Annotated in this window: 15 protein-coding genes and 1 riboswitch; of the genes, 12 read left to right on the forward strand and 3 right to left on the reverse strand. The window is 72.6% G+C overall.

Annotated features, from left to right (window positions below):
- Positions 1-36 precede the first annotated feature (36 nt).
- From OHA30_RS27770 to OHA30_RS27780, 3 genes are read left to right on the forward strand one after another with little or no spacing between them, the layout of a single operon-like run.
- A complete protein-coding gene (locus OHA30_RS27770) occupies positions 37-858 on the forward strand; it encodes an ABC transporter ATP-binding protein (protein ID WP_328916612.1) in 822 nt (273 codons plus the stop codon).
- Positions 845-1,714: an ABC transporter permease gene (locus OHA30_RS27775; RefSeq protein ID WP_328916613.1), complete on the forward strand. Its 870-nt coding sequence runs from the start codon at positions 845-847 to the stop codon at positions 1,712-1,714. The genes OHA30_RS27770 and OHA30_RS27775 overlap by 14 nt, the downstream gene beginning before the upstream one ends.
- 49 nt (positions 1,715-1,763) lie before the next feature.
- Complete coding sequence (locus OHA30_RS27780) at positions 1,764-2,807, forward strand: ABC transporter substrate-binding protein (RefSeq protein ID WP_328916614.1); 1,044 nt, start codon at positions 1,764-1,766, stop codon at positions 2,805-2,807.
- 48 nt (positions 2,808-2,855) lie between these two features.
- On the opposite strand, the gene OHA30_RS27785 is transcribed toward OHA30_RS27780, so the two are convergent.
- Complete coding sequence (locus OHA30_RS27785; protein ID WP_328916615.1) at positions 2,856-3,836, reverse strand: sucrase ferredoxin; 981 nt, start codon at positions 3,834-3,836, stop codon at positions 2,856-2,858.
- Positions 3,837-4,170: 334 nt separating this feature from the next.
- Positions 4,171-6,618 carry a DNA gyrase/topoisomerase IV subunit A gene (locus OHA30_RS27790; protein WP_328916616.1) on the reverse strand — a complete coding sequence of 816 codons (2,448 nt, stop codon included), beginning with the start codon at positions 6,616-6,618 and terminating at the stop codon, positions 4,171-4,173.
- Positions 6,619-6,846: 228 nt separating this feature from the next.
- On the opposite strand from OHA30_RS27790, the gene OHA30_RS27795 reads away from it, so the two are divergent.
- From OHA30_RS27795 to OHA30_RS27810, 4 genes are all read left to right on the forward strand, one after another.
- Positions 6,847-8,226 carry a M16 family metallopeptidase gene (locus OHA30_RS27795; protein ID WP_328916617.1) on the forward strand — a complete coding sequence of 460 codons (1,380 nt, stop codon included), beginning with the start codon at positions 6,847-6,849 and terminating at the stop codon, positions 8,224-8,226.
- 17 nt (positions 8,227-8,243) lie between these two features.
- Positions 8,244-9,608: a M16 family metallopeptidase gene (locus OHA30_RS27800; protein WP_328918019.1), complete on the forward strand. Its 1,365-nt coding sequence runs from the start codon at positions 8,244-8,246 to the stop codon at positions 9,606-9,608.
- Between the two features lie 231 nt (positions 9,609-9,839).
- A riboswitch (cyclic di-AMP (ydaO/yuaA leader) is annotated at positions 9,840-9,990 on the forward strand.
- Positions 9,991-10,004: 14 nt separating this feature from the next.
- Entirely contained in the window at positions 10,005-10,928 is a 924-nt protein-coding gene (locus OHA30_RS27805) for a M23 family metallopeptidase (RefSeq protein ID WP_328916618.1), read from the forward strand.
- Between the two features lie 320 nt (positions 10,929-11,248).
- Entirely contained in the window at positions 11,249-11,923 is a 675-nt protein-coding gene (locus OHA30_RS27810; protein ID WP_328916619.1) for a GntR family transcriptional regulator, read from the forward strand.
- 144 nt (positions 11,924-12,067) lie between these two features.
- On the opposite strand, the gene OHA30_RS27815 is transcribed toward OHA30_RS27810, so the two are convergent.
- The gene (locus OHA30_RS27815) at positions 12,068-12,349 is read right to left on the reverse strand and encodes an HPr family phosphocarrier protein (RefSeq protein WP_328916620.1); all 282 of its coding nucleotides are present in this window, start codon (positions 12,347-12,349) and stop codon (positions 12,068-12,070) included.
- Between the two features lie 153 nt (positions 12,350-12,502).
- Here OHA30_RS27815 and OHA30_RS27820 point away from each other — a divergent pair, with 153 nt between their 5' ends.
- The 5 genes from OHA30_RS27820 (at position 12,503) to OHA30_RS27840 (ending at position 21,859) form a co-directional block, all read left to right on the forward strand.
- Positions 12,503-15,241 carry a bifunctional acetate--CoA ligase family protein/GNAT family N-acetyltransferase gene (locus tag OHA30_RS27820; protein ID WP_328916621.1) on the forward strand — a complete coding sequence of 913 codons (2,739 nt, stop codon included), beginning with the start codon at positions 12,503-12,505 and terminating at the stop codon, positions 15,239-15,241.
- 80 nt (positions 15,242-15,321) lie between these two features.
- Positions 15,322-15,906 (forward strand): DUF5998 family protein, encoded by a 585-nt coding sequence (locus OHA30_RS27825; protein ID WP_328916622.1) that lies wholly within the window; start codon positions 15,322-15,324, stop codon positions 15,904-15,906.
- Positions 15,906-17,099 carry an alkaline phosphatase family protein gene (locus tag OHA30_RS27830; protein ID WP_328916623.1) on the forward strand — a complete coding sequence of 398 codons (1,194 nt, stop codon included), beginning with the start codon at positions 15,906-15,908 and terminating at the stop codon, positions 17,097-17,099. Before OHA30_RS27825 ends, OHA30_RS27830 begins: the two co-directional genes overlap by 1 nt.
- A 116-nt stretch (positions 17,100-17,215) precedes the next feature.
- Positions 17,216-17,866, forward strand: coding sequence for a thymidine kinase (locus tag OHA30_RS27835; protein ID WP_328916624.1), 651 nt, complete (start codon positions 17,216-17,218; stop codon positions 17,864-17,866).
- A 303-nt stretch (positions 17,867-18,169) separates the two neighbouring features.
- Positions 18,170-21,859: a glycoside hydrolase family 3 C-terminal domain-containing protein gene (locus OHA30_RS27840; RefSeq protein ID WP_328916625.1), complete on the forward strand. Its 3,690-nt coding sequence runs from the start codon at positions 18,170-18,172 to the stop codon at positions 21,857-21,859.
- Positions 21,860-22,043: the final 184 nt, after the last annotated feature.

Raw genomic sequence — 22,043 nt, forward strand, 5'->3', positions numbered from 1 at the left:
GTCCGGGCCCTCCCGGCGCCCCTAGCGTCCACGGCCATGACCACCAGCGACACAAGCCCCGCCATCGAGCTGCGGGGGGCGAGCAAGGCCTTCCGTACCCCGTCCGGAGGGCTGCACACCGCCGTACGGGACCTGGACCTGACCGTGGAACGCGGTGAGTTCGTCGCCGTCGTCGGCCCCACCGGCTGCGGCAAATCGACCACGCTGACCCTGGTCAGCGGACTGGAGGAGGCCACCGAGGGAGAGGTTCTGGTCGGCGGAGAGCCGGTGCGCGGCATCGGCCGGGACGTCGGCTTCGTCTTCCAGCAGGACGCCGTCTTCCCCTGGCGGACCGTGCTGTCCAATGTCATGGCCGGGCCCCGGTTCCGCGGCGCGGCCAAGGCCGAGGCCCGGGAACGGGCCCGCGACTGGCTGGCCCGGGTGGGCCTGAGCGCCTTCGAGGACCGCTATCCCCACCAGCTCTCCGGCGGTATGCGCAAGCGCGTCTCGCTCGCCGCCACCCTCGTCAACGACCCCGCGATCCTGCTCATGGACGAGCCGTTCTCCGCGCTCGACGTGCAGACCCGCGCCCTGATGTCCGACCAGCTGCTCGACCTGTGGGCCGGCACCGGCTCCTCGGTCGTCTTCGTCACGCACGACCTGGAGGAGTCCATCGCCCTCGCCGACAAGGTCGTCGTGATGACCGCCGGCCCGGCCACCGTGAAGGAGGTCTTCACGATCAGCCTGCCGCGGCCCCGCAAGGTCGAGGAGGTACGGCTGGAACCGCGGTTCGTGGAGATCTACCGCGAGATCTGGTCCTCGCTCGGCGAAGAGGTCCGCATCACCCGGGAAAGGGGCGCCGGCGATGTTGCCTCCTGAGCCCGTCGTCCTGCCGCGCGTCGCGGCCGAGTCCACCGAACGCGGCCGGGCCAGGGCCCGCGCCGTACGCAACCGCTCCCTGCTCGTCCAGGCCGGCCGGATCCTCGTACTGGCCGCGGTGCTCGGCCTGTGGGAGTGGTTCGCCCGCTCCGGGGTGATCGATCCGTTCAACTTCTCCATGCCCACGAAGATCTGGGACCAGATCAGGCAGTGGTCGCTGCACGGCACCGCTCAGGGCTCGCTGTGGGAGCAGATCTGGTACACGCTCTACGAGGCCCTGCTCGGCTGGGGCATCGGGGTCGTGGCCGGCGTGGTGCTGGGCATCGCGCTCGGCAGGATACGTTTCCTCGCCGACGTCTTCGGACCGTACGTCAAGGTCCTCAACGCGCTGCCGCGGATCGTGCTGGCCCCGATCTTCCTGATCTGGTTCGGCCTCGGACCGGCCTCCAAGGTCGCCTCGGCGGTCGTGCTGGTCTTCTTCCCGGTGTTCTTCAACGCCTTCCAGGGCGCCCGCGAGGTGGACCGCGACCTCGTCGCCAACGCTCGCATCCTGGGCGCGAGCAACCGCCGCGTCACCCTCCAGGTGGTCATTCCCTCGGCCACCTCCTGGATCTTCACCAGCCTGCACGTCAGCTTCGGCTTCGCCCTGATCGGCGCGATCGTCGGCGAGTACATCGGCGCCACCAAGGGCCTCGGCCTGCTGGTCGCCTCCTCGCAGGGCACCTTCAACGCCGCGGGCGTCTACGCGGCCATGGTGATCCTCGCCGTGGTCGCCCTGCTCGCGGAGGGCCTGCTCACCTTCCTGGAGAAGCGGCTCTTCCGCTGGAAGCCCGCGGAGTCCGGCGCCGGGAACTGACCGGCCGGCACCTCACCTCACCCTCACACCCGTTCACAAGGACGTGACCATGCGCAAGTACGCCCAGCTTCCGGCGCTCGCCCTCGCGCTCGCCGGAGCGCTCACCCTCACCACCCTCACCGCCTGCGGCAGCGACTCCGACTCCGGCTCGGGCCAGGGGCACACCACCAAGGTCAAGATCATGGTCGGCGGGCTCGACAAGGTCATCTACATGCCCGCGATGCTCACCCAGCGGCTCGGCTTCTTCAAGGAGGAGGGCCTGGACGTGACGCTGATGACGGAACCGGCCGGGGTGGAGGCCACCACCGCGCTCGTCGCCAGGGATGTGCAGGGCGTCGTCGGCTTCTACGACCACACGCTCGATCTCCAGGTCAAGGGCAAGCGGGTGGAGTCCGTGGTCCAACTGGCGCAGGCGCCCGGCGAGGTCGAGGTGGTGTCCACCAAGGCCGCCGACGAGATCAGGTCCGCCAGGGACTTCAAGGGCAAGAAGCTCGGTGTCACCGGCCTCGGCTCCTCCACGGACTTCCTCACCAAGTACCTGGCGGTCCACCACGGCCTCCAGGTCAGCGACTTCACCCCGGTCGCGGCCGGCGCGGGCCAGACCTTCATCGCCGCGCTCCAGCAGGGTGCCATCCAGGGCGGGATGACCACCGACCCGACCGTCGCGCAGATCCTGGACAAGGGCCTGGGCAAGGTGCTCTACGACATGCGGACGCCCGAGGGCTCCCGCGAGGCGCTGGGCGGGCTCTACCCGTCCTCCAGCCTCTACATGAACACGGACTGGGTGGAGGACCACAAGGAGACCGTCCAGAAGCTGGCCAACGCGTTCGTGAAGACCCTCGGCTGGATGGCGAGACACACGCCCGAGGACATCGCCGCCAAGATGCCGGCCGACTACGCGCAGGGCGGCAAGGAGCTCTACGTGGAGGCGATCAAGGCGACGCTGCCGATGTTCACCGCCGACGGGGTGATGCCGCCCGACGGACCCGCGACCGTGGAGGCCGTGCTCAAGGCGTTCAACCCGAACCTCCAGCACTCGGCGGTGGACCTGGAGAAGACGTACACCACGGAGTTCGTCAACAAGGCGGCCTGACCCGCCCACGGACCTCGACCCGCCCACGGGCCCCGACCGTCCGTGACCCTACGCCGGACCTTCCGCGGGTCCTTGGCGGCCGGCCCGACCACCTCCCCGGTCCGGCCGGCCGCCCGCGCGGCTCTCGGCCACTTCCTCGACCCCGGTGACGTCCATCCAGGCCGGGGTGCCGAGGGCCGCGTCGCAGCTCTCCGGGCGCGGCGGCCGCGCGGCCCGCCGGGCGACCGCGACCTGCCAGGCCCGCCCGTCGGTGTGCGCGACCCGTACGGTCCAGCCGTCCGGCGCCGCCTCCGTACGCTCCACCGCGAGCGCGCCCGCCAGGTCCTCGCCGGTCAGCGCGCGTACCGCCAACTCCGCGGCCTGGCCCGGCCGTTCCCACGCCGACCGGCCGCGGCAGCCGTCCAGTACGACCCGCCCGGCCCGCGCCGCCTCCAGCACCTCCTTGGCATGGCGGCCGTCCGTCCGCCCGTAGGCGTAGCCGTGGGGCAGTACGAGGACGGTGGGCGCGAAACGGTGGCCGCCGAGGTGGGTGACCTCCCAGACCTCGCCGCTGTCCGAGGCGGCTAGTTCGGCGGCCAGCGGGCGGCCGTACACCGCGCAGCAGCGGTCGCGTCTGCCGTTGGTGCACACCAGGGCGAGCGGCGGCCCCTCGTACGGCGTCCCGAAGCCGCCGTGCGCGCCCGCGCCCATGGCCGCGAAGTCCAGCGCCGTCAGCTCGGCGGGGTCGGCGACCTCGGCGGTACGCACCCATGGGTCGTGCGGCGCGGTGTGCGCGACCAGGACGCGGTGCCGGGTCGGGCGGTGCGTGTCGGCGTGCCGGCCGGGGCGGCGGATCAGGGCGACCCGCACGCCCGTGCCGTCGGCGAGCCGGTCGAGCGCGCGGCCGGTCGCCGGGTCCAGCCGGCTCGACGTGAGGGCCTTGGCGCCCCACGGCCCCGGCTGCTCGATCAGCAGCCAGGTCCGCGCGGTGGCCGCGGTGGCCGCCACGGGTTCGGCCAGCTCGGCCGAGGCTCGCGTACAGGTCATCACGCGGGCGAGCCTAGCCGTCCGGCCCCGCGCCCGGACGGCAACGGTCACAGCCGCCGACCCCCGGCGGCGGGACCGAGCCGAAGAGGCCCGGCGGCCCCGCCGGTGGGGTGTCCGGATCCTGGGGCCTGCCCGGGGCCACCGGCCTGCGCCGGTCCGGCCGGGCTCGCGGCCGACCGCGGCTCCTTGACCGGGCCCGGCGGCCCCGCCGGTGGGGTGTCCGGATCCTGGGGCCTGCCCCGGGCCACCGGCCTGCGCCGGTCCGGCCGGGCTCGCGGCCGACCGCGGCTCCTGAACCTGCTCGGGTCCGGGGCAGGCCCCGCGCCCGCTCGGCCCCTTACACCGGGCCCGCGACCACCGCGACCGGCTTGGCCAGCGGGACGCCCGAGCCGTCGCGGCGCGGGTCCTTCGGGGGCAGTTCCGCGGGGGTGCCGGTGGCCGTGGCGGCCCGGGCCGGGGCCGCGCCCGCCCAGGCCAGCAGCAGCCCGACCTCGCCCCGCAGGAAGCGCTGGCAGCGCACACCGCCCGTGGCCCGGCCCTTGCGCGGGTACTGCTCGAACGGGGTCAGCTTCGCTGTGCCCTCGCCTGAGCCGTCCAGTGCCTCCTCGGCGCGGGCCACGGTGAAGACCACCGCGTCCACGGCCGGGTCGACCGCGGTGAACGAGATCACCTTCGCGCCGTCGGCGAGCTTGACGCCCGTCATGCCGCCGGCCGGGCGGCCCTGCGGGCGCACCTGGGAGGCCGGGTAGCGCAGCAGTTGCGCGTCGTCGGTGATGAAGACCAGGTCCTCCTCGCCGGTGCGCAGCTCGACCGCGCCCACCACCGAGTCGCCGTCCCTGAGGCCGATGACCTCCAGATTGTCCTTGTTCGCCGGGTAGTCCGGCACGACACGCTTGACCACGCCCTGCTCGGTGCCGAGCGCGAGTCCGGGGGAGGACTCGTCCAACGTGGTCAGGCACAGCGCCCGTTCGCCGTCCTCCAGGGACAGGAACTCCGTCAGCGCCGCGCCCCCGGCCAGCGACGGCGCCGCCGCGGTCTCCGGCAGCATCGGCAGGTCGATGACGGTCAGCCGCAGCAGCCGCCCGGCGGAGGTCACCACGCCCACGTCCGCGCGGGCGGTGGTCGGCACGGCCGAGACGATCACGTCGTGCCTGGCCCGCTTGCCCTCTCCGTCGCCGATCCCCTCGCCGTTGGCGGTCCGCGCCACCAGGCCGGTCGAGGACAGCAGCACCCGGCAGGGGTCGTCCGCGACTTCCAGCGGCACCGCGGTGACCGGCGAGCCCGCCGACTCCAGCAGCACCGTACGGCGCTCGGTGCCGTACTTCTTGGCGACCGCGGCCAGTTCGGACGACACCAGCTTGCGCAGCTCCGTGTCCGACTCCAGGATGCGGGTCAGCTCGGCGATCTCCGCGTTCAGCCGGTCGCGCTCGGACTCCAGCTCGATGCGGTCGAAGCGGGTCAGCCGGCGCAGCGGGGTGTCGAGGATGTACTGGGTCTGGATGTCGGACAGGCTGAAGCGCTCCATCAGCCGTTCCTTGGCCTGCGCCGAGTTCTCGCTGGACCGGATGATCGCGATGACCTCGTCGATGTCGACCAGGGCCACCAACAGACCGTCCACCAGGTGGAGCCGGTCGCGGCGCTTGGTGCGGCGGAACTCGCTGCGCCTGCGGACCACTTCGAAGCGGTGGTCGACATAGACCTGGAGCAGCTCGCGCAGCCCGAGGGTGAGCGGCTGGCCGTCCACCAGGGCCACGTTGTTGATGCCGAAGGAGTCCTCCATCGGCGTGAGCTTGTAGAGCTGTTCGAGTACGGCCTCCGGGTTGAAGCCGTTCTTGATCTCGATGACCAGTTGCAGGCCGTGCTGGCGGTCGGTGAGGTCCTTGACGTCGGCGATGCCCTGGAGCTTCTTCGCGCCGACCATGTCCTTGATCTTGGCGATGACCTTCTCGGGCCCGACGTTGAACGGCAGTTCGGTGACGATCAGGCCCTTGCGGCGCGGTGTCACGTCCGTGACCTTCACCGTGGCCCGGATCCTGAAGGCGCCGCGGCCGGACTCGTACGCGTCGCGGATGCCGCCCAGGCCGATGATCCGGCCGCCGGTCGGCAGGTCGGGGCCCGGCACGAACCGCATCAGGGTGTCGAGGTCGGAGTTCGGGTGCTTGATGAGGTGGCGGGCGGCGGCGATGACCTCGCCGAGGTTGTGCGGCGGCATGTTGGTGGCCATGCCCACCGCGATCCCGGACGAGCCGTTGACCAGCAGGTTGGGGTAGGCGGCGGGCAGGACGCCCGGCTCCTCCTCCTGGCCGTCGTAGTTGGGCGCGAAGTCGACGGTGTCCTCGTCGATCGACTCGACCATCAGCTGGGCCGGGCCGGACATCCGGGCCTCGGTGTAACGCATGGCGGCCGGGAGGTCGTCCAGCGAACCGAAGTTGCCGTGCCCGTCGACCAGCGGCAGCCGCTGGGAGAACGGCTGCGCCATGCGGACCATGGCGTCGTAGATGGAGGCGTCGCCGTGCGGGTGGAGCTTGCCCATCACCTCGCCGACGACACGGGCGCACTTGACGAAGCTGCGGTCGGGGCGCAGGCCCATCTCGTTCATCTGATAGACGATCCGGCGGTGCACCGGCTTCATGCCGTCGCGGGCGTCGGGCAGCGCGCGCGAGTAGATCACCGAGTAGGCGTACTCCAGATAGGAGCCCTGCATCTCGTCCACGACGTCGATGTCGAGGATGCGCTCCTCGAAGGCGTCGTCCGGCGGCGGGGTCTTCGTCGTGCGGCGGGCCATCTCGGCGGCGCTCCTTCTGCTGGTTGCCTCGTCCGGATCTCCGTCCGGAGCCTTCGTCTGGACCGGTGAACTTGACGCGCTCCATTGTGGCCCGCGACACCGACAACGCCGACCACACCCCCGTACGAGCGCGCCTTCACCGGGAACTTCGCCGACCGCCGACTCGCTTGCCTAGAGTGGCAGCACTCTACGCAGTCACGAGCACGCGACCGGAAGGACAGCTTGCCCATGGGTCACACGGCCACGCCGGAGGCACACTCCAGCGGCCTGACAGCCACCGAGCACCGCCTGGCGAACGGCCTGCGGGTGGTGCTCTCGGAGGACCATCTCACCCCGGTGGCCGCCGTCTGCCTCTGGTACGACGTCGGTTCACGCCACGAGGTGGCGGGCCGCACCGGTCTCGCCCACCTCTTCGAGCACCTGATGTTCCAGGGCTCGTCCAGTGTGAAGGGCAACGGCCACTTCGAACTGGTCCAGGGCGCGGGCGGTTCGCTCAACGGCACCACGAGCTTCGAGCGCACCAACTACTTCGAGACGATGCCCGCCCACCAGGTCGAGCTGGCCCTGTGGCTCGAGGCGGACCGGATGGGCAGCCTGCTGACCGCCCTGGACCTGGAGAGCCTGGACAACCAGCGCGACGTGGTGAAGAACGAGCGCCGCCAGCGGTACGACAATGTGCCCTACGGTACGGCCTTCGAGCGGCTGACCGCCCTCGCCTACCCGGAGGGCCACCCGTACCACCACACGCCGATCGGCTCGATGGCCGATCTGGACGCGGCCTCGCTGGAGGACGCCCAGGCGTTCTTCCGCACGTACTACGCGCCGGGCAACGCGGTGCTCGCCGTGGTCGGCGACATCGACCCGGAGCAGACCCTGGCCTGGGTCGAGAAGTACTTCGGCACGATCCCCGCGCACGACGGCAAGCCGGCGCCGCGCGACGGCTCGCTGCCCGAGATCATGGGCGGCCAGCTGCGCGAGGTGATCGAGGAGGACGTGCCCTCGCGCGCCCTGATGGCCGCCTACCGGCTGCCCGAGGACGGCACCCGCGCGGGCGACGCCGCCGATCTGGCGCTGACGGTGCTGGGCGGCGGCGAGTCGTCCCGGCTGCACAACCGGCTGGTACGGCGGGACCGTACGGCGGTGGCCGCCGGGTTCGGGCTGCTGCGGCTGGCCGGGGCGCCCTCGCTCGGCTGGCTCGACGTCAAGGCGTCCAGCGGGGTCGAACTGTCCGCCATCGAGGAGGCGGTGGACGAGGAGCTGGCCCGGTTCGCCGAACACGGCCCGACGCCCGCCGAGATGGAGCGGGCCCAGGCCCAGCTGGAGCGGGAGTGGCTGGACCGGCTGTCGACCGTCGGCGGCCGGGCGGACGAACTGTGCCGGTTCGCCGTGCTCTTCGGCGACCCGCAGCTCGCCCTGACCGCCGTGCAGCGGGTGCTGGCCGTCACCGCGGAGGAGGTCCAGGCGGTGGCCGCGGCGCGGCTGCGGCCCGACAACCGCGCCGTGCTCGTCTACGAACCCACCGGCGGCGCGCAGTCCGGCGACGACGCCACCGAGCCGCAGGAAGACCAGGCCGCGATCGACCAGGACCAGGAAGAGGGCGAAGCGTGAGCGACACCGCCGCCGTCATGACGTTCCACCCGCAGCCGCAGGCCGGCGAGCCCAAGCCGTGGGCGTTTCCCGCGCCCGAGCGCGGCACCCTGGCCAACGGCCTGACGCTGCTGACCAGTCACCGTCCCGGCCGGCGGGTCGTGGCCGTCGAGGTGCTGCTCGCCGCGCCGCTGGACGCCGAGCCGGAGGGCCTCGACGGGGTCGGCACCATCATGGCCAGGGCGCTGTCCGAGGGCACCGACGAGCACACCGCCGAGGAGTTCGCGGCCGAGCTGGAGCGCTGCGGCGCCACCCTGGACGCGCACGCCGACCACCCCGGGGTCCGGGTCACCCTCGAAGTGCCCGCCTCCCGCCTGGACAAGGCCCTCGGGCTGCTCGCCGAGGCGCTGCGGGCCCCCGCCTTCCCCGACGACGAGATCAAGCGCCTGGTCGCCAACCGGCTCGACGAGATCCCGCACGAGCTGGCCAACCCCGCCCGCCGGGCCGCCATGGCGCTGTCCAAGGAGCTCTTCCCGGCCGAGCTGCGCTGTTCGCGGCCCCGCCAGGGCACCGAGGAGACCGTCCGCAGGATCGACTCGGCCGCGGTCCGCGCCTTCTACGAGGCCCATGTCCGGCCCGCGACCGCCACCGCCGTCGCGGTCGGCGACTTCACCGGCATCGACCTGCCGGCCCTGCTCGACAGCACCCTCGGCCGGTGGCGGGGCACCCCCGGCGAGGCCCGTCCGCGTCCGGCGATCACCGCGGACGACTCCGCGCGCGTGGTGATCGTCGACCGCCCGGGCTCGGTCCAGACGCAGCTGCTGATCGGCCGGACCGGCGCCGACCGGCACGACCCGGCGTGGGCCGCGCAGGTCCTGGGCACCTACTGCCTCGGCGGCACCCTCACCTCGCGTCTCGACCGGGTGCTGCGCGAGGAGAAGGGCTACACCTACGGAGTCCGGGCCTTCGCCCAGGTGCTGCTGTCGTCCGCGGACGGTACCGGCGCCGCGCTGCTGGCGATCAGCGGTTCGGTGGCCACCGAGGTCACCGGTCCCGCTCTCGCCGACCTCCGCCAGGTGATCCGCACCCTCGCCGAGGACGGGCTGACCGACGACGAGCGCGATGTCGCCGTGCAGAACCTCGTCGGGGTCGCGCCCCTGCGGTACGAGACGGCCGCCGCGGTGGCGGGCACGCTCACCGACCAGGTCGAGCAGCAGCTCCCGGACGACTACCAGGCCGAGCTCTACGCGCGGCTCGCGGCGACCGGCACGGTGGAGGCCACCGCCGCGGTGGTCAACGCCTTCCCGCTGGACCGCCTGGTGGTGATCCTCGTCGGAGACGCCTCGGCCATCGCGGACCCGGTACGTGAGCTGGGCATCGGACAGGTGACCGTCGTCAGCTGATCCGACCGTCGTACGTTCGCAGCCCGGAACCCCGGTCGCCCTCGTGGCGCCGGGGTTCCGGGCGTTTTGGTGCCGTGCGGGCGGTGCGGGGTGGTGTGGGCGCCGAAGGGTGATTGGTGCGCCTTGGTGTGGCGTCCACTACATATCAGCCGATCTGTTTGTCATACGCACGAGTGCCCGGTTAGCGTCAACGCCCGTCACCCGTCAGCACCAGCCGTGTCCTGCGGCCCCGGGTGCGCATCGCCGAGTCCCCGCACCCAGGGGAGCCGGGGACCCACGTGTCCTTGGGGTGAATCGGGACCCTCCGCCCAGCGGCGGTCCCGTAGGAGACCTTCCTGCTCCGAACCCGTCAGCTGACCCGGTAGGCGAGAAGGAAGGAAAGGAGCTCGCCTCCTCATGGCGTTCACCCCTCGACTGCCCGCGCCCAGCGGGAAGCACCGCCGTCCGCGCCGGGTCCGGGCCGGCGCCGCCGCCCTGGCCGGAGTGGCCGTACTCAGCGGGGCCGGGGCCTTCGGCGCCAACGCGATGGCCTCGCCCGGGCAGGCCGACCCCGCCCCCGCTCCGGTCCGCGACACCGCCTTCACCCGGGCCCCGGACGTCAGCGACTCGCTGGCGCACACCCTCGCCGCGCAGGCCGACGCCCAGCGCGAGGCCGCCGACGCCGCGCAGGCCAGGGCCGATCAGGCGCGCAAGGCCGCGCAGAAGGCTCAGGCGGAGGCCAAGGCGCAGGCCAGGGCCGAGGCCAGGGCGCGGGCGAAGGCGGCGGCCAAGGCGAAGGCCGCTGCCGCCGCGAAGGCCGCCGCCGAGACCAAGGCCCGCGCCGCGGCCGCGGCCAAGGCGGCGACGGCCGCCACACGTGACACGCTGACAGGCGCCAGCCGCTCCACCGCGCGTACCGCGCTCCCCGTGGACTCCGGCTACATGAAGCCGGTCGGGGACGCCGCGATCGGTACGGGTTACAAGGCGTCGGGTTCGCTGTGGTCGAGCGGTTCGCACACCGGTGTCGACTTCCTGGTGGGCTCGGGCACCCCGGTACACGCGGTCGCCGCGGGCACGGTGGTGTCGGCGGGCGCGGACGGCGCCTACGGCAACGACGTGATCATCAAGCACGCGGACGGCATGTACACGCTGTACGGGCATCTGACCCAGCCGCTGGTCTCGGCCGGCCAGACGGTCACGGAGGGTCAGGAGATCGGCGTCTCGGGCGCGACCGGCAACGTGACCGGACCGCATCTGCACTTCGAGGTCCGCACCACCCCGGACTACGGCTCCGACCTCGACCCCGTGGCCTACCTGGCCTCGCACGGCGTCACCATCTGACGCGTTCCCGCGTCGCGCCGCCGGTGGCGGCGCACCCCCGACCGAAGGCCCCGGTTCCTCCCGCCGGGGCCTTCGCGCGCGTCCGGAGGCATCCGAAGCGCGCGGAAGCACGAGGGGAGCGTCCGGAGCCGGGCAGTGGTGATCGCAAGCGCCGGCGGCCACCGGGCCGCCCGGACACCTTCCGCCCGCCTCCCCTCCCCGTCAGCCCCGGCCGGAAAGAGTACCGAATTCGGGGGCTGCTTTTCCATTCCCTCTTGTGCTGAAATAGAGTCGCGGCACAATACGGGGAAAGAACGGAGTCCTGCGATGCGGAATCGTACGTGAACGGGACGGACGGCACCGGCCGCCGTATCTCCGCCCAAGTGGTGTGCGCGGCGATCCGCGACGACATTGTCGGCGGTTTCTTCCCACCGGGCGGCCGGCTGACCGAGGAACTGCTCGCCCGGCGGTACGGGGTGTCCCGGGTGCCCGTGCGCGAGGCGCTGCGCACCCTGGAGTCCGAGGGCTTCGTCCGCACCCGCAGACACGCCGGCGCCTCGGTCGCCGAGCCGACCGAGCAGGAGGCGGCCGACCTGCTGGAGATCCGCGCGCTGCTGGAGCCGCTGGGCGCGGGCCGGGCGGCCCAGCGCCGTACCGACGCGCACCTGCGCGTGCTGCGCGGCCTGGTGCGGCTCGGCCAGGAGCGGGCCGGACAGGGGCAGCTGTCGGATCTGCCCTCGCTGAACGGCTGGTTCCACGAGACGCTGGCCCAGGCGTCGGGCAGTCCCACCCTGGCCGCGCTGCTCACCCAGCTGCGGCACAAGATCGCGTGGGTCTACGGCGACGACGGTTCGGCCCGGGCCGCGGAGTCCTGGGCGGAGCACGCGGCGATCGTGGACGCGGTGGCCCGCGGCGACGCCGAGCGGGCCCGCCGGCTCGCGGTGATCCACGCGGAGCGCGCCACGGCGGTGAGGACCCCGAAACCTTCCGTACACATGATGCGCCGCCGCGCTTAACAAAGGCGCCGTATAAAAGGTCATAGAATTCCGGAAGGCGCGTAAACGGAAAGGCGGGCCCGGACCTTCCATGGGGGAATGGTCCGGGCCCGCCGAATTCCGATGCCGTCCGTCGAATTACGGTTCCGCTCGCCGAATTACGGCTCAGACGGTCTCGGGAAGTTCCTCCAGGCCCTCGGCGACGAGTTTCGCGAGGCGGTCGAGCGCGATCTCCGCGCCCTCCGCGTCGGAGGAGAGCACGATCTCCTCGCCGCCGCGCGCGCCCAGGCCGAGCACGGCCAGCACGGACGCCGCGTTGACCGGTCCGCGGCCGGCCCGGGAGACCATGACCGGCACCCCCGCGGCCGTCGCCGCGCGGACGAAGATGGACGCGGGGCGGGCATGCAGCCCCTCGCTCCAGCCGACGTTGACGTGACGCTCCACCATGGCGTTGCCCCTTCGGGTCGTAACAGGTCGTTCCGGTGGTCCGGACCGTCGCCGCGCGCCCGGGACACCGCTCGCGCGTCCCCGTACGCTGCCCCCAGCGTGCCCTTTCCGCGGCGCCGACGCGAGTACGCCGCACCCGCATACGCTGGGGGCATGAGCCCGGAGCAAGCCCACCCGTATCCCGTGCACTGGGAGGCGGACGTCGTGCTGCGCGACGGCGGGATCGCCCGCATCCGGCCGATCGGCCCGCAGGACGCCGGGCGGCTCGTCGACTTCTACGAGAAGGTCTCCGACGAGTCGAAGTACTACCGCTTCTTCGCCCCCTACCCGCGGCTGTCCGACCGGGACGTGCACCGCTTCACCCACCACGACTACGACGACCGGGTCGGCCTGGCCGCCACCGTGGGCGACGAGTTCATCGCCACTGTCCGTTACGACCGCACCGACGCCGAAGGGCGCCCGGCGTCCGGCAGCGCGGGCACCCGCGCCGAGGTCGCCTTCCTCGTCCAGGACGACCACCAGGGCCGCGGGGTCGCCTCCGCGCTCCTCGAACACATCGCGGCCGTCGCCCGCGAGCGCGGCATCCTGCACTTCACCGCCGAAGTCCTGCCCGACAACCGCAAGATGGTCAAGGTCTTCACCGACGCCGGCTACACCCAGCAGCGCAGCTTCGCCGACGGCGTGGTCCACCTCGACCTCGATCTGTCGCCGACCGACGAGTCCGTCCAGGTCATGCGGGCCCGCGAGCACCGCGCCGAGGCCCGCTCCATCCAGCGGCTGCTGCGCCCGGCGTCCGTCGCCGTCGTCGGCACCGGCCGCAGACCCGGCGGCGTCGGCCGTACGCTGCTGCGCAACATCGTGGCGGGCGGCTTCACCGGCCGGCTCTACGCCGTCAACCACTCCTTCCCGGCGGGCGGCACCGACCTCGACGGCGTGCCGGGGCACCGCCGGGTGAGCGAGATCGGTGAACCGGTCGACCTGGCCGTGGTCGCCGTGCCCGCCGAGCGCGTCCCCGAAGCCGTCGCCGACTGCGGCGAGGCCGGCGTGCGCGGCCTGGTCGTGATCGCGGCGGGCTACTCCGAGACCGGCGCCGAAGGCCGGGAGCGGCAGCGCGAACTGGTCCGGCTGGCCCGCGGCCACGGCATGCGCGTCATCGGCCCCAACGCCTTCGGCGTCATCGACACGGCCGCCGACATCAGCCTCAACGCCTCGCTGTCCCCGGAGCTGCCGCACCGGGGCCGGCTCGGGCTCTTCACCCAGTCCGGGGCCATCGGCATCGCCCTGCTCTCCGGGCTGCACCGCCGCGGCATCGGCCCGTCCTCCTTCGTCTCCGCGGGCAACCGCGCCGATGTCTCCGGCAACGACCTGCTCCAGTACTGGCAGGACGACCCGGAGACCGCCGCCGTGCTGATGTACCTCGAATCCTTCGGCAACGCGCGGAAGTTCACCCGCCTCGCCCGCCGTACCGCGGCCGTCAAACCCGTCGTGGTCGTCAAGGGCGCGCTGCACTCCGGCGCGGTCCCGGCCGGACACGCCGTGCCCGTCACCCGCATCCCCGACTCCACGGTCTCCGCCCTCTTCCGGCAGGCGGGCGTCATGCGGGTGGACACCGTCACCGAACTCCTCGACGCCGGGCTCTTCCTCGCCCTCCAGCCGCTGCCCGCGGGCGACCGCGTCGCCATCCTCGGCAACTCCGAGTCCATCGGGCTGCTCACCTACGACGCCGCCCTCACCGCGGGCCTGCGCCCGGCCACGCCGCTCGACCTCACCACCGCGGCCGGCCCCGAGGACTTCGCCGCCGCGCTCACCCGGGCGCAGGCCGACCCCGACAGCGACGCCGTCGTCGTCACCGCGATCCCCCGCGTCGGCTCCGAGGACGCCCCCGACCCCGAGTCCGGCGACGACCCCGCGCTCGCCGACGCCCTGCGGCGGGCCGCGACCGGCGCCAAGCCGGTCGTGGTGGTCCACCTCGCGCTCGACACCATGGCCGACCGGCTCGGCGCCCGCGACGGCGGCGGCACCCGTGTCCCCGCCTACCGCGCCCCCGAGCGGGCGGTGCGCACCCTCGCCGAGGCCAGCGCCTACGCCGCCTGGCGGGCGGCCGCCGCCGCACCCGGCGGGTTCCCCGACTTCGACGACATCCAGCAGTCCGCAGCGGCCGACGACGTACTGCGGCTGCTGCCCGCCGACGCCCCGACGCGGCGCGAGACCGCGCTCAGCGACGCCGACGCCGCCACGCTGCTCGGCCGGTACGGGATCCGGGTGCGGTCCGCCCTGGCCGCGCCCGACGCCGGGGCGGCGGTCGCCGCGGCGGCCCGGCTCGGCTACCCCGTCGCCCTCAAGACCACCGCCCCCCGTCTGCGGCACCGCGCCGACCTCGGCGGCGTACGCCTCGACCTCGCCGACGAGGCCGATCTGCGGCGGGCCTACGACGAGCTGACCGCGCGGCTCGGCGACCCCGCAGAACTCCTGCCCGTCGTCCAGGCGATGGCGCCGCGCGGGGTGGACACCGTGGTGCGGGCGGGCGTGGACCCGGCCGCCGGGGCCGTGCTGTCCTTCGGCCTCGCGGGCGCGCCCTCCGAACTGCTCGGGGACATCGCCCACCGGCTGATTCCGGCCACCGACCGGGACGTGGCGGAGCTGGTCCGCTCACTGCGGGCCGCGCCCCTGCTCTTCGGCTGGCGCGGCGCGGAGCCGGTGGACACCGCCGCCCTGGAAGAGCTGCTGCTGCGGGTGTCGCTGCTCGCCGACGACCTGCCCGAAGTGGTCGCCGTCACGCTGGAACCGGTCGTGGTGGCGGCCCGCGGCCTCACGGTGCTCGGGGCGTCCGTACGCCTGGCCAGGCCACCCGCCCGCACCGATCTGGGGCCCCGCGCGCTGTCCTCCTTCTGAGGCCGGGGGCGCCGCCGACCCGCCGGGGCCCCCGCGCCGGATCAGGAACCATGTCCGCGCGCGCCATTAGGATGGACCTCATGGCGAAGACCGGTACGACGACGCAAAACCTGCGCACGGCCATCGAGCGCAGCGGCTACTACCCGGCCCTGGTGGCCGAGGCCGTGGAGGCAGCGGTCGGCCGTGAGCCGGTCTCCTCGTACCTGGTCCACCAGGAGACGTCCTTCGACGCCAACGAGGTCCGCCGCCACGTCACCGTCCTGGTGCTCACCGACAGCCGTTTCATCGTCAGCCACACCGACGAACAGGCCGCGGACGACACCTCGCCGACGCCCTACGCGACCACCTCCACCGAATCGGTGAAGATCGGCCGGATCTCGTCGGTCGTGGTCAGCCGGGTCGTCGCGAACCCCGAGTCGTACACCCCGGGCACGCTGCCCCGCGAGGTGGTGCTCACCATCGGCTGGGGCGCCGTCTCCCGGCTGGACCTGGAGCCCGCCGCGTGCGGCGACCCCAACTGCGAGGCCGACCACGGCTACACCGGCTCCTCCACCGCCGACGACCTGTCGCTGCGGGTGAGCGAGGCGGGCGACGGCCCCGACACCGTACGCCAGACCCTGGTCTTCGCCCAGGCGCTCTCCGAGGCGACAGCGGCCACGGACTGATGGTCCACCCGCCGCACGACGCGTACGACACCGCGCCCCTCGACCCGCACACCGCCCCCGCGCCGGCCTACGGCAGCGGGGCGCTGTGCGATGTGATCCCGGCTGCCGTCGCCGGGTTCGCGGTGCCCGGGATGCCCGCCACCGGGCTGGCGCTCGACCCCGCGGACCGGGTGTGCGTCTTCCTGGTGGACGGCCTGGGCTGGGAGCTGATCCTGCGCCACCCGCAGGAGGCGCCGTACCTCACCTCGCTGCTGCCCACCTCGCTCGGGCGGACCGGACGGCCGCTGACCGCCGGGTTCCCCGCCACGACCGCGACCTCGCTCGCCTCCATCGGCACCGGACGGCCGCCCGGCGAGCACGGGCTGACCGGTTACACCGCGCTCAACCCGGCCACCGGCGAGCTGATGAACCAGCTGCGCTGGCAGCCCTGGACCTCGCCGCACGTCTGGCAGCCGCACCCCACCGTCTTCCAGCTGGCCGACGCCGCCGGGATCGCCACCTGCCAGGTCTCCTCGCCGACCTTCCAGCACACCCCGCTGACCAAGGTCGCGCTCTCCGGCGGCACCTTCCACGGGCGGCTCACCGGCGAGGAGCGGATGGACCTGGCCGCGGACCGGCTGGCCGCCGCCGACCGCTCGCTGGTCTACACGTACTACAGCGAGCTGGACGCGATGGGACACCGGCACGGGGTCGACTCGGACGCCTGGCGGGGACAGTTGATGATGGTCGACCGGCTGGTCCAGCGGCTCGCCGAGCAACTGCCGCCGCGCAGCGCCCTCTACGTCACCGCCGACCACGGCATGATCGACATCCCCTTCGACGAGGAGTCGCGGATCGACTTCGACGACGACTGGGAGCTGCGCGCCGGGGTCGCGGTGCTCGGCGGCGAGGGCCGGGCCCGGCATGTCTACGCGGTGCCGGGCGCGGCCGCCGACGTGCTCGCGGTGTGGAGCGAGGTGCTGGGGGAGCGGATGTGGGTGGCCGGCCGCGAACAGGCCGTCGCGGCGGGCTGGTTCGGGCCCGACCCCGAGCGGCGGGTGCTGGGCCGGATCGGTGACGTGGTGGCCGCCGCACGCGACGACATCGCGATCGTGGCCTGCCGCACCGAGCCGGGGGAGTCGAAGATGACCGGTCTGCACGGCTCGATGACGGCGGTCGAGCAGCTCGTGCCGCTGTTCGAAGTGCGCACCTGAGGCTCCGGCGGGTCCCTGAACACTCGTCCTTACGAGCCCCCTTGAACCTCGTCGAGCCCCCTGAGCCCCTTGGGGCTCCCGTCCCCGCCGTCCACCGAAAGGCCGTCGCCCTTCCCATGCCCGAGCTGGTCTTCTTCTCCGGAACGATGGACTGCGGCAAGAGCACGCTCGCCCTGCAGATCGTCCACAACCGCACCGCCCGCGGCCTCCAGTCGGTGATCTTCACCCGGGACGACCGGGCGGGCGAGGGCAAGCTCTCCTCGCGTCTCGGCCTGGTCACCGACGCGGTCGAGGTCGAGGACGCGATGGACCTCTACGCCCATGTGGTGGGCCTGCTCAGCCGCGGCGGCCGGGTGGACTACGTCGTGGTGGACGAGGCGCAGTTCCTCACGCCCGAGCAGATAGACCAGCTGGCCCGGGTGGTGGACGACCTCGATCTGGACGTCTACGCCTTCGGTATCACCACCGACTTCCGCACCCGGCTCTTCCCCGGCTCGCGGCGGCTCGTCGAGCTGGCCGACCGGGTCGAGGCGCTTCAGGTCGAGGCGCTGTGCTGGTGCGGCGCGCGGGCCACGCACAACGCCCGCACGGTCGACGGGGTGATGGTGGTCGAGGGCGCCCAAGTGGTGATCGGCGATGTCGACCGCGAGTCGGGCGAGGTCGGCTACGAGGTGCTGTGCCGCCGCCATCACCGGCGCCGGATGACCAGCGCGACGGCGGGCGCGGGCACCCTCTCCCCGGACGTGCTGCCGGTCACGCACCCGTAGCGCCGGGGCGGGCCGGACGACCGCCGCCCCTATGGACCGGGCCGGTGCGCACCGACCGCCGGGCCGCGATTCGGCGTGCCCGGCGCCGACACCGGGACTTTCGGGGAGTTTTGTCTCCGTGCGGCAAAACCAGGGCGCCCAACTCCCGTCACCGGTCTTGACGTTGCCGCAAAGCTGGCAACAAACTGCCCCATTGACACCACAAGCCCCGGAATTATTGCGGACTTGCGCCAAATCTCGAAGTCAGCTCACAGCTCCCCTGCTCGATCACGATCGATGACGCTCCATGACAACGGAGGCAGGATGGACAAGCGACAGCGCCGGCGCGCGGGACTCGCCGCGGTCTGCGCGATGGCGTGCGCGGCAGGACTCAGCGCGACTTACGGCGGTACAGCGGCGGCCCAGACACCGCGCCCTCAAGCGTCCGGCGGCCATACGTCGGGCAACCAGGTCCCCGGCGCCAAGGCGGCGGCCACCCCGGTCTACCTGGACACCCACTACTCCTTCGAGGAGCGCGCCGCGGACCTGGTGTCCCGGATGACCCTCCAGGAGAAGGTGCAGCAGCTCAGCACGAACAGCGGCCCGGCCATCCCCCGGCTGGGCGTCCAGCAGTACACGTACTGGAGCGAGGGCCAGCACGGGGTCAACCAGCTCGGCGCCGACCAGAACAACGGCGGGGTGCAGGGCGGGGTCCACGCCACCAGCTTCCCGACCAACTTCGCCTCGTCCATGACCTGGGACAAGAACCTGATGTACCAGGAGAGCACCGCGATCTCCGACGAGGTCCGCGGCTTCCTCGACAAGTCGCTCTTCGGCACCGGGCAGAACAACCTCGGCCCCTCCGCCGACGACTACGGTTCCCTCACCTACTGGGCGCCCACCGTCAACCTCGACCGCGACCCGCGCTGGGGCCGCACCGACGAGGCCTTCGGCGAGGACCCGTACTTCGTCGGGCAGATGGCCGGGCAGTTCATCGACGGATACCAGGGCAACAACCCGGACGGCACCTCGAAGACGGGCTATCTGAAGGTCGCCGCCACCGCCAAGCACTACGCGCTGAACAACGTCGAGGACAACCGCACCGGCATCAGCTCGGACGTCGACGACACCGATCTGCGCGACTACTACACCGCCCAGTTCCGCGACCTCATCGAGGACGCGCACGTGGCGGGCCTGATGACGTCGTACAACGCGATCAACGGCACCCCGTCGGTCTCCGACACCTACACCACCAACGAACTCGCCCAGCGCACCTACGGATTCAACGGGTACATCACCTCCGACTGCGGCGCGGTGGGCACCAACTGGCGGCAGTTCCCCGGCGGTCACGACTGGGCGCCGCCCGGCTGGACCACCGACCACAAGGCCGACCCCACCTGGACCGAGACCGCGACCGGCGCCAAGATCTCCGGCCAGGCCGGCGGTCAGGCGTACGCGCTGCGGGCGGGCACCGACCTCAACTGCACCGGGGACGAGGCCACCACCGCCAACATCCAGGAGGCCATCAGGTCCGGGGCGCTCAGCGAGGGAGTCGTCGACACCGCGCTGGTCCATGTCTTCACCATCCGCATGCGGACCGGCGAGTTCGACCCGCCGGACCAGGTGGCGTACACCAACATCACCAAGGACCAGATCGAGAGCCCGGCCCACCAGGCGCTGGCCGCCAAGGTCGCCGACAACTCGCTGGTGCTGCTGAAGAACGACCGGCCCGGGTCCGCGCGCACCGCGCTGCTGCCCGCCGACCCGGCCAGGACCAAGAAGGTCGTGGTCCTCGGCGACCTCGCCAACACCACCTCGCTGGGCCTGTACTCGGGCGAGCCCACCCACCAGACCAGCCCCGCGCAGGGCATCAGGGACGCCGTCTACGCCGCGGACTCCACCGCCTCCGTGGTCTACGACGCCGCCGGCACCTCCTCCACGGCCACCGGCGCCGCGGTGCTCTCCGACAAGACCCAGGCCGCGATCAAGGCCGCCGACCTCGTCGTGGTCGTCGTCGGCACCACCAAGGCCAACGGCGACGAGGGCAATGACCGGGACAACCTCGACCTGCCAGGCAACTACCACTCGCTGATCGACCAGGCCGCCGCCGTCGGCAACGACAAGCTGGCCCTGGTCATCCAGTCCGACGGCCCGGTGAAGATCGACGACGAGCAGGGGAAGGCAGCCTCGATCGTCTTCAGCGGCTACAACGGCCAGGCCCAGGGCACCGCGCTCGCCGACGTGCTCTTCGGCCGGCAGAACCCCTCGGGGCACCTCAACTTCACCTGGTACAAGGACGACTCGCAGCTGCCCGACAAGCAGAACTACGGTCTGACCCCCGGCGCGACCGGCGGCCTCGGCCGTACGTACCAGTACTTCACCGGCACCCCGACCTACCCCTTCGGCTACGGCCTGAGCTACAGCACGTTCGCGTACTCGAACGTCACGGCGGACCGGACACAGATCACACCGGACGGCTCGGTCAGGATCGGCGTGGACGTGAAGAACACCGGCAGGACGGCCGGCGCCACCGTCGTACAGCTCTACGCGGCCACGCCGTTCACCGTGCCGGGCGTCGAACTGCCCAAGAAGCGGCTTGCGGGCTTCGCCAAGACCGAGGTGCTGGCGCCGGGCCGGAGCCAGCACGTGACCCTCACGGTCAAGGCCGCCGACCTCTCCTCCTGGGACGCCGCCCACTCCCGGCAGACGGTCCTCAACGGGAGCTACCGCTTCCAGGCGGGCCCCGACTCCGCGCATGTCTCCGGCACCGCGACCGTGCGGATCAGCGGCACCCTCACCCCGAAGGTACGGTACGTCACCGTGCAGCCGGAGAGCGTCGTCCACGACGCCGGTGACACCTTCAGCCTGACCGCCAGGAACAAGTGGATCAAGGACGACACCGACCCGGCGCGCGAGCAGCGCGATCTGTCCCTGACCGCTGACCACGTGGTCGAGGCCGTCAACACCGACCAGACCTTCGTCGACCTGGGACACACGAAGGTCACCTACCGCAGCAGCGCCCCGGCGGTCGCCACTGTCGACAAGGACGGCACCGTGCACGCGGTGGCCGACGGCGTCGCCACCATCTCGGCGACCGTCGGCGGTGTCACCGGCTCCACCGCGATCGTGGTCCGCAACTCGCTGACGCTCAAGGCCCTGCCGATCGCCGAGGCAGGTTCCACGCTGACCGCGACCACCACCTACACCAACGGCGGCACCTCCGCGGCGACGAATGTCACGGTCGCGCTGGACACCCCGGCGGGCTGGACCGCCACCGCCACCACCCCGGCGAGCTTCCCCCAGGTCCCGGCGGGCCAGAAGGTCACCACCAGTTGGAAGGTGGCCGTGCCCGACGGCACCGATCCGGACTCCTTCACCCTGAACGCCACCGTCACCGCACCCGGCGGCGAGATCGGCGCCCAGGCCCCGGTGACCGTGCCGTACGACTCGCTGACCGCCGCCTACAACAACTCCGGCATCAGCGACGACGACCACACCACCACCGGCAGCCTCGACGGAGAGGGCGCGAGCTTCTCGCTCCAGGCGCTCGCGGCGGCCGGCTGGACGGCGGGCCACAACACCGACCACGACGGCGTGTCCTTCCCCTGGCCCGCCACCGCGGGCACCGGAAAGCCGGACAACGTCGTGGCCGGCGGCCAGGCCGTCGAGATCACCGGCAGCGGCGGCAAACTGGGCTTCGTCGGCACCAGCGCCTTCGGCGCGACCTCCGGCACCGGCACCGTCGTCTACACCGACGGCACCACCCAGACGTACGCGCTCGCGCTCGCCGACTGGTGGTCCGGATCGGCCGCGCAGGGCAGCGACATCGCGGGCAGCACGCCGTATCTCAACAACGGCGGCGGGCAGCAGAACCAGACCGTGCACATCTACGCCTCCACCGTGGATCTGCTGCCGGGCAAGACCGTACGGGCCATCACCCTGCCGAACGTCAGCAAGACCCAGGTCGACCACCAGGTGGCCATGCACCTGTTCTCCATCGCGATCGGCGGCTGATCCCCTCCGGTCCGCGTGAGCGGGGGCCGGCCGCGCATCCGCGGCCGGCCCTCCGCGGTGCGTCACGCGCGGAAGCGCCCGGCGCGCGTGAAAGCATGGCCGACCGTACCGATCCGCGCGGGCGGCGGGACTGTCGGCGGCACGTGCGATCCTCCTGACAGGGCAGGAGGATCGCGGTGAACGG

The organism is Streptomyces sp. NBC_00223 (assembly GCF_036199905.1).
GTDB lineage: Bacteria > Actinomycetota > Actinomycetes > Streptomycetales > Streptomycetaceae > Actinacidiphila.

Bases quoted from the DNA above. Each gene is read 5' to 3' on its own strand.
- OHA30_RS27790 (WP_328916616.1), bottom strand. From the start codon at position 6,618: ATGGCCCGCCGCACGACGAAGACCCCGCCGCCGGACGACGCCTTCGAG.
- OHA30_RS27830 (WP_328916623.1), top strand. From the start codon at position 15,906: ATGGTCCACCCGCCGCACGACGCGTACGACACCGCGCCCCTCGACCCG.
- OHA30_RS27840 (WP_328916625.1), top strand. From the start codon at position 18,170: ATGGACAAGCGACAGCGCCGGCGCGCGGGACTCGCCGCGGTCTGCGCG.
- OHA30_RS27815 (WP_328916620.1), bottom strand. From the start codon at position 12,349: ATGGTGGAGCGTCACGTCAACGTCGGCTGGAGCGAGGGGCTGCATGCC.
- OHA30_RS27780 (WP_328916614.1), top strand. From the start codon at position 1,764: ATGCGCAAGTACGCCCAGCTTCCGGCGCTCGCCCTCGCGCTCGCCGGA.
- OHA30_RS27835 (WP_328916624.1), top strand. From the start codon at position 17,216: ATGCCCGAGCTGGTCTTCTTCTCCGGAACGATGGACTGCGGCAAGAGC.
- OHA30_RS27820 (WP_328916621.1), top strand. From the start codon at position 12,503: ATGAGCCCGGAGCAAGCCCACCCGTATCCCGTGCACTGGGAGGCGGAC.
- OHA30_RS27805 (WP_328916618.1), top strand. From the start codon at position 10,005: ATGGCGTTCACCCCTCGACTGCCCGCGCCCAGCGGGAAGCACCGCCGT.
- OHA30_RS27770 (WP_328916612.1), top strand. From the start codon at position 37: ATGACCACCAGCGACACAAGCCCCGCCATCGAGCTGCGGGGGGCGAGC.
- OHA30_RS27800 (WP_328918019.1), top strand. From the start codon at position 8,244: ATGACGTTCCACCCGCAGCCGCAGGCCGGCGAGCCCAAGCCGTGGGCG.
- OHA30_RS27825 (WP_328916622.1), top strand. From the start codon at position 15,322: ATGGCGAAGACCGGTACGACGACGCAAAACCTGCGCACGGCCATCGAG.
- OHA30_RS27775 (WP_328916613.1), top strand. From the start codon at position 845: ATGTTGCCTCCTGAGCCCGTCGTCCTGCCGCGCGTCGCGGCCGAGTCC.
- OHA30_RS27795 (WP_328916617.1), top strand. From the start codon at position 6,847: ATGGGTCACACGGCCACGCCGGAGGCACACTCCAGCGGCCTGACAGCC.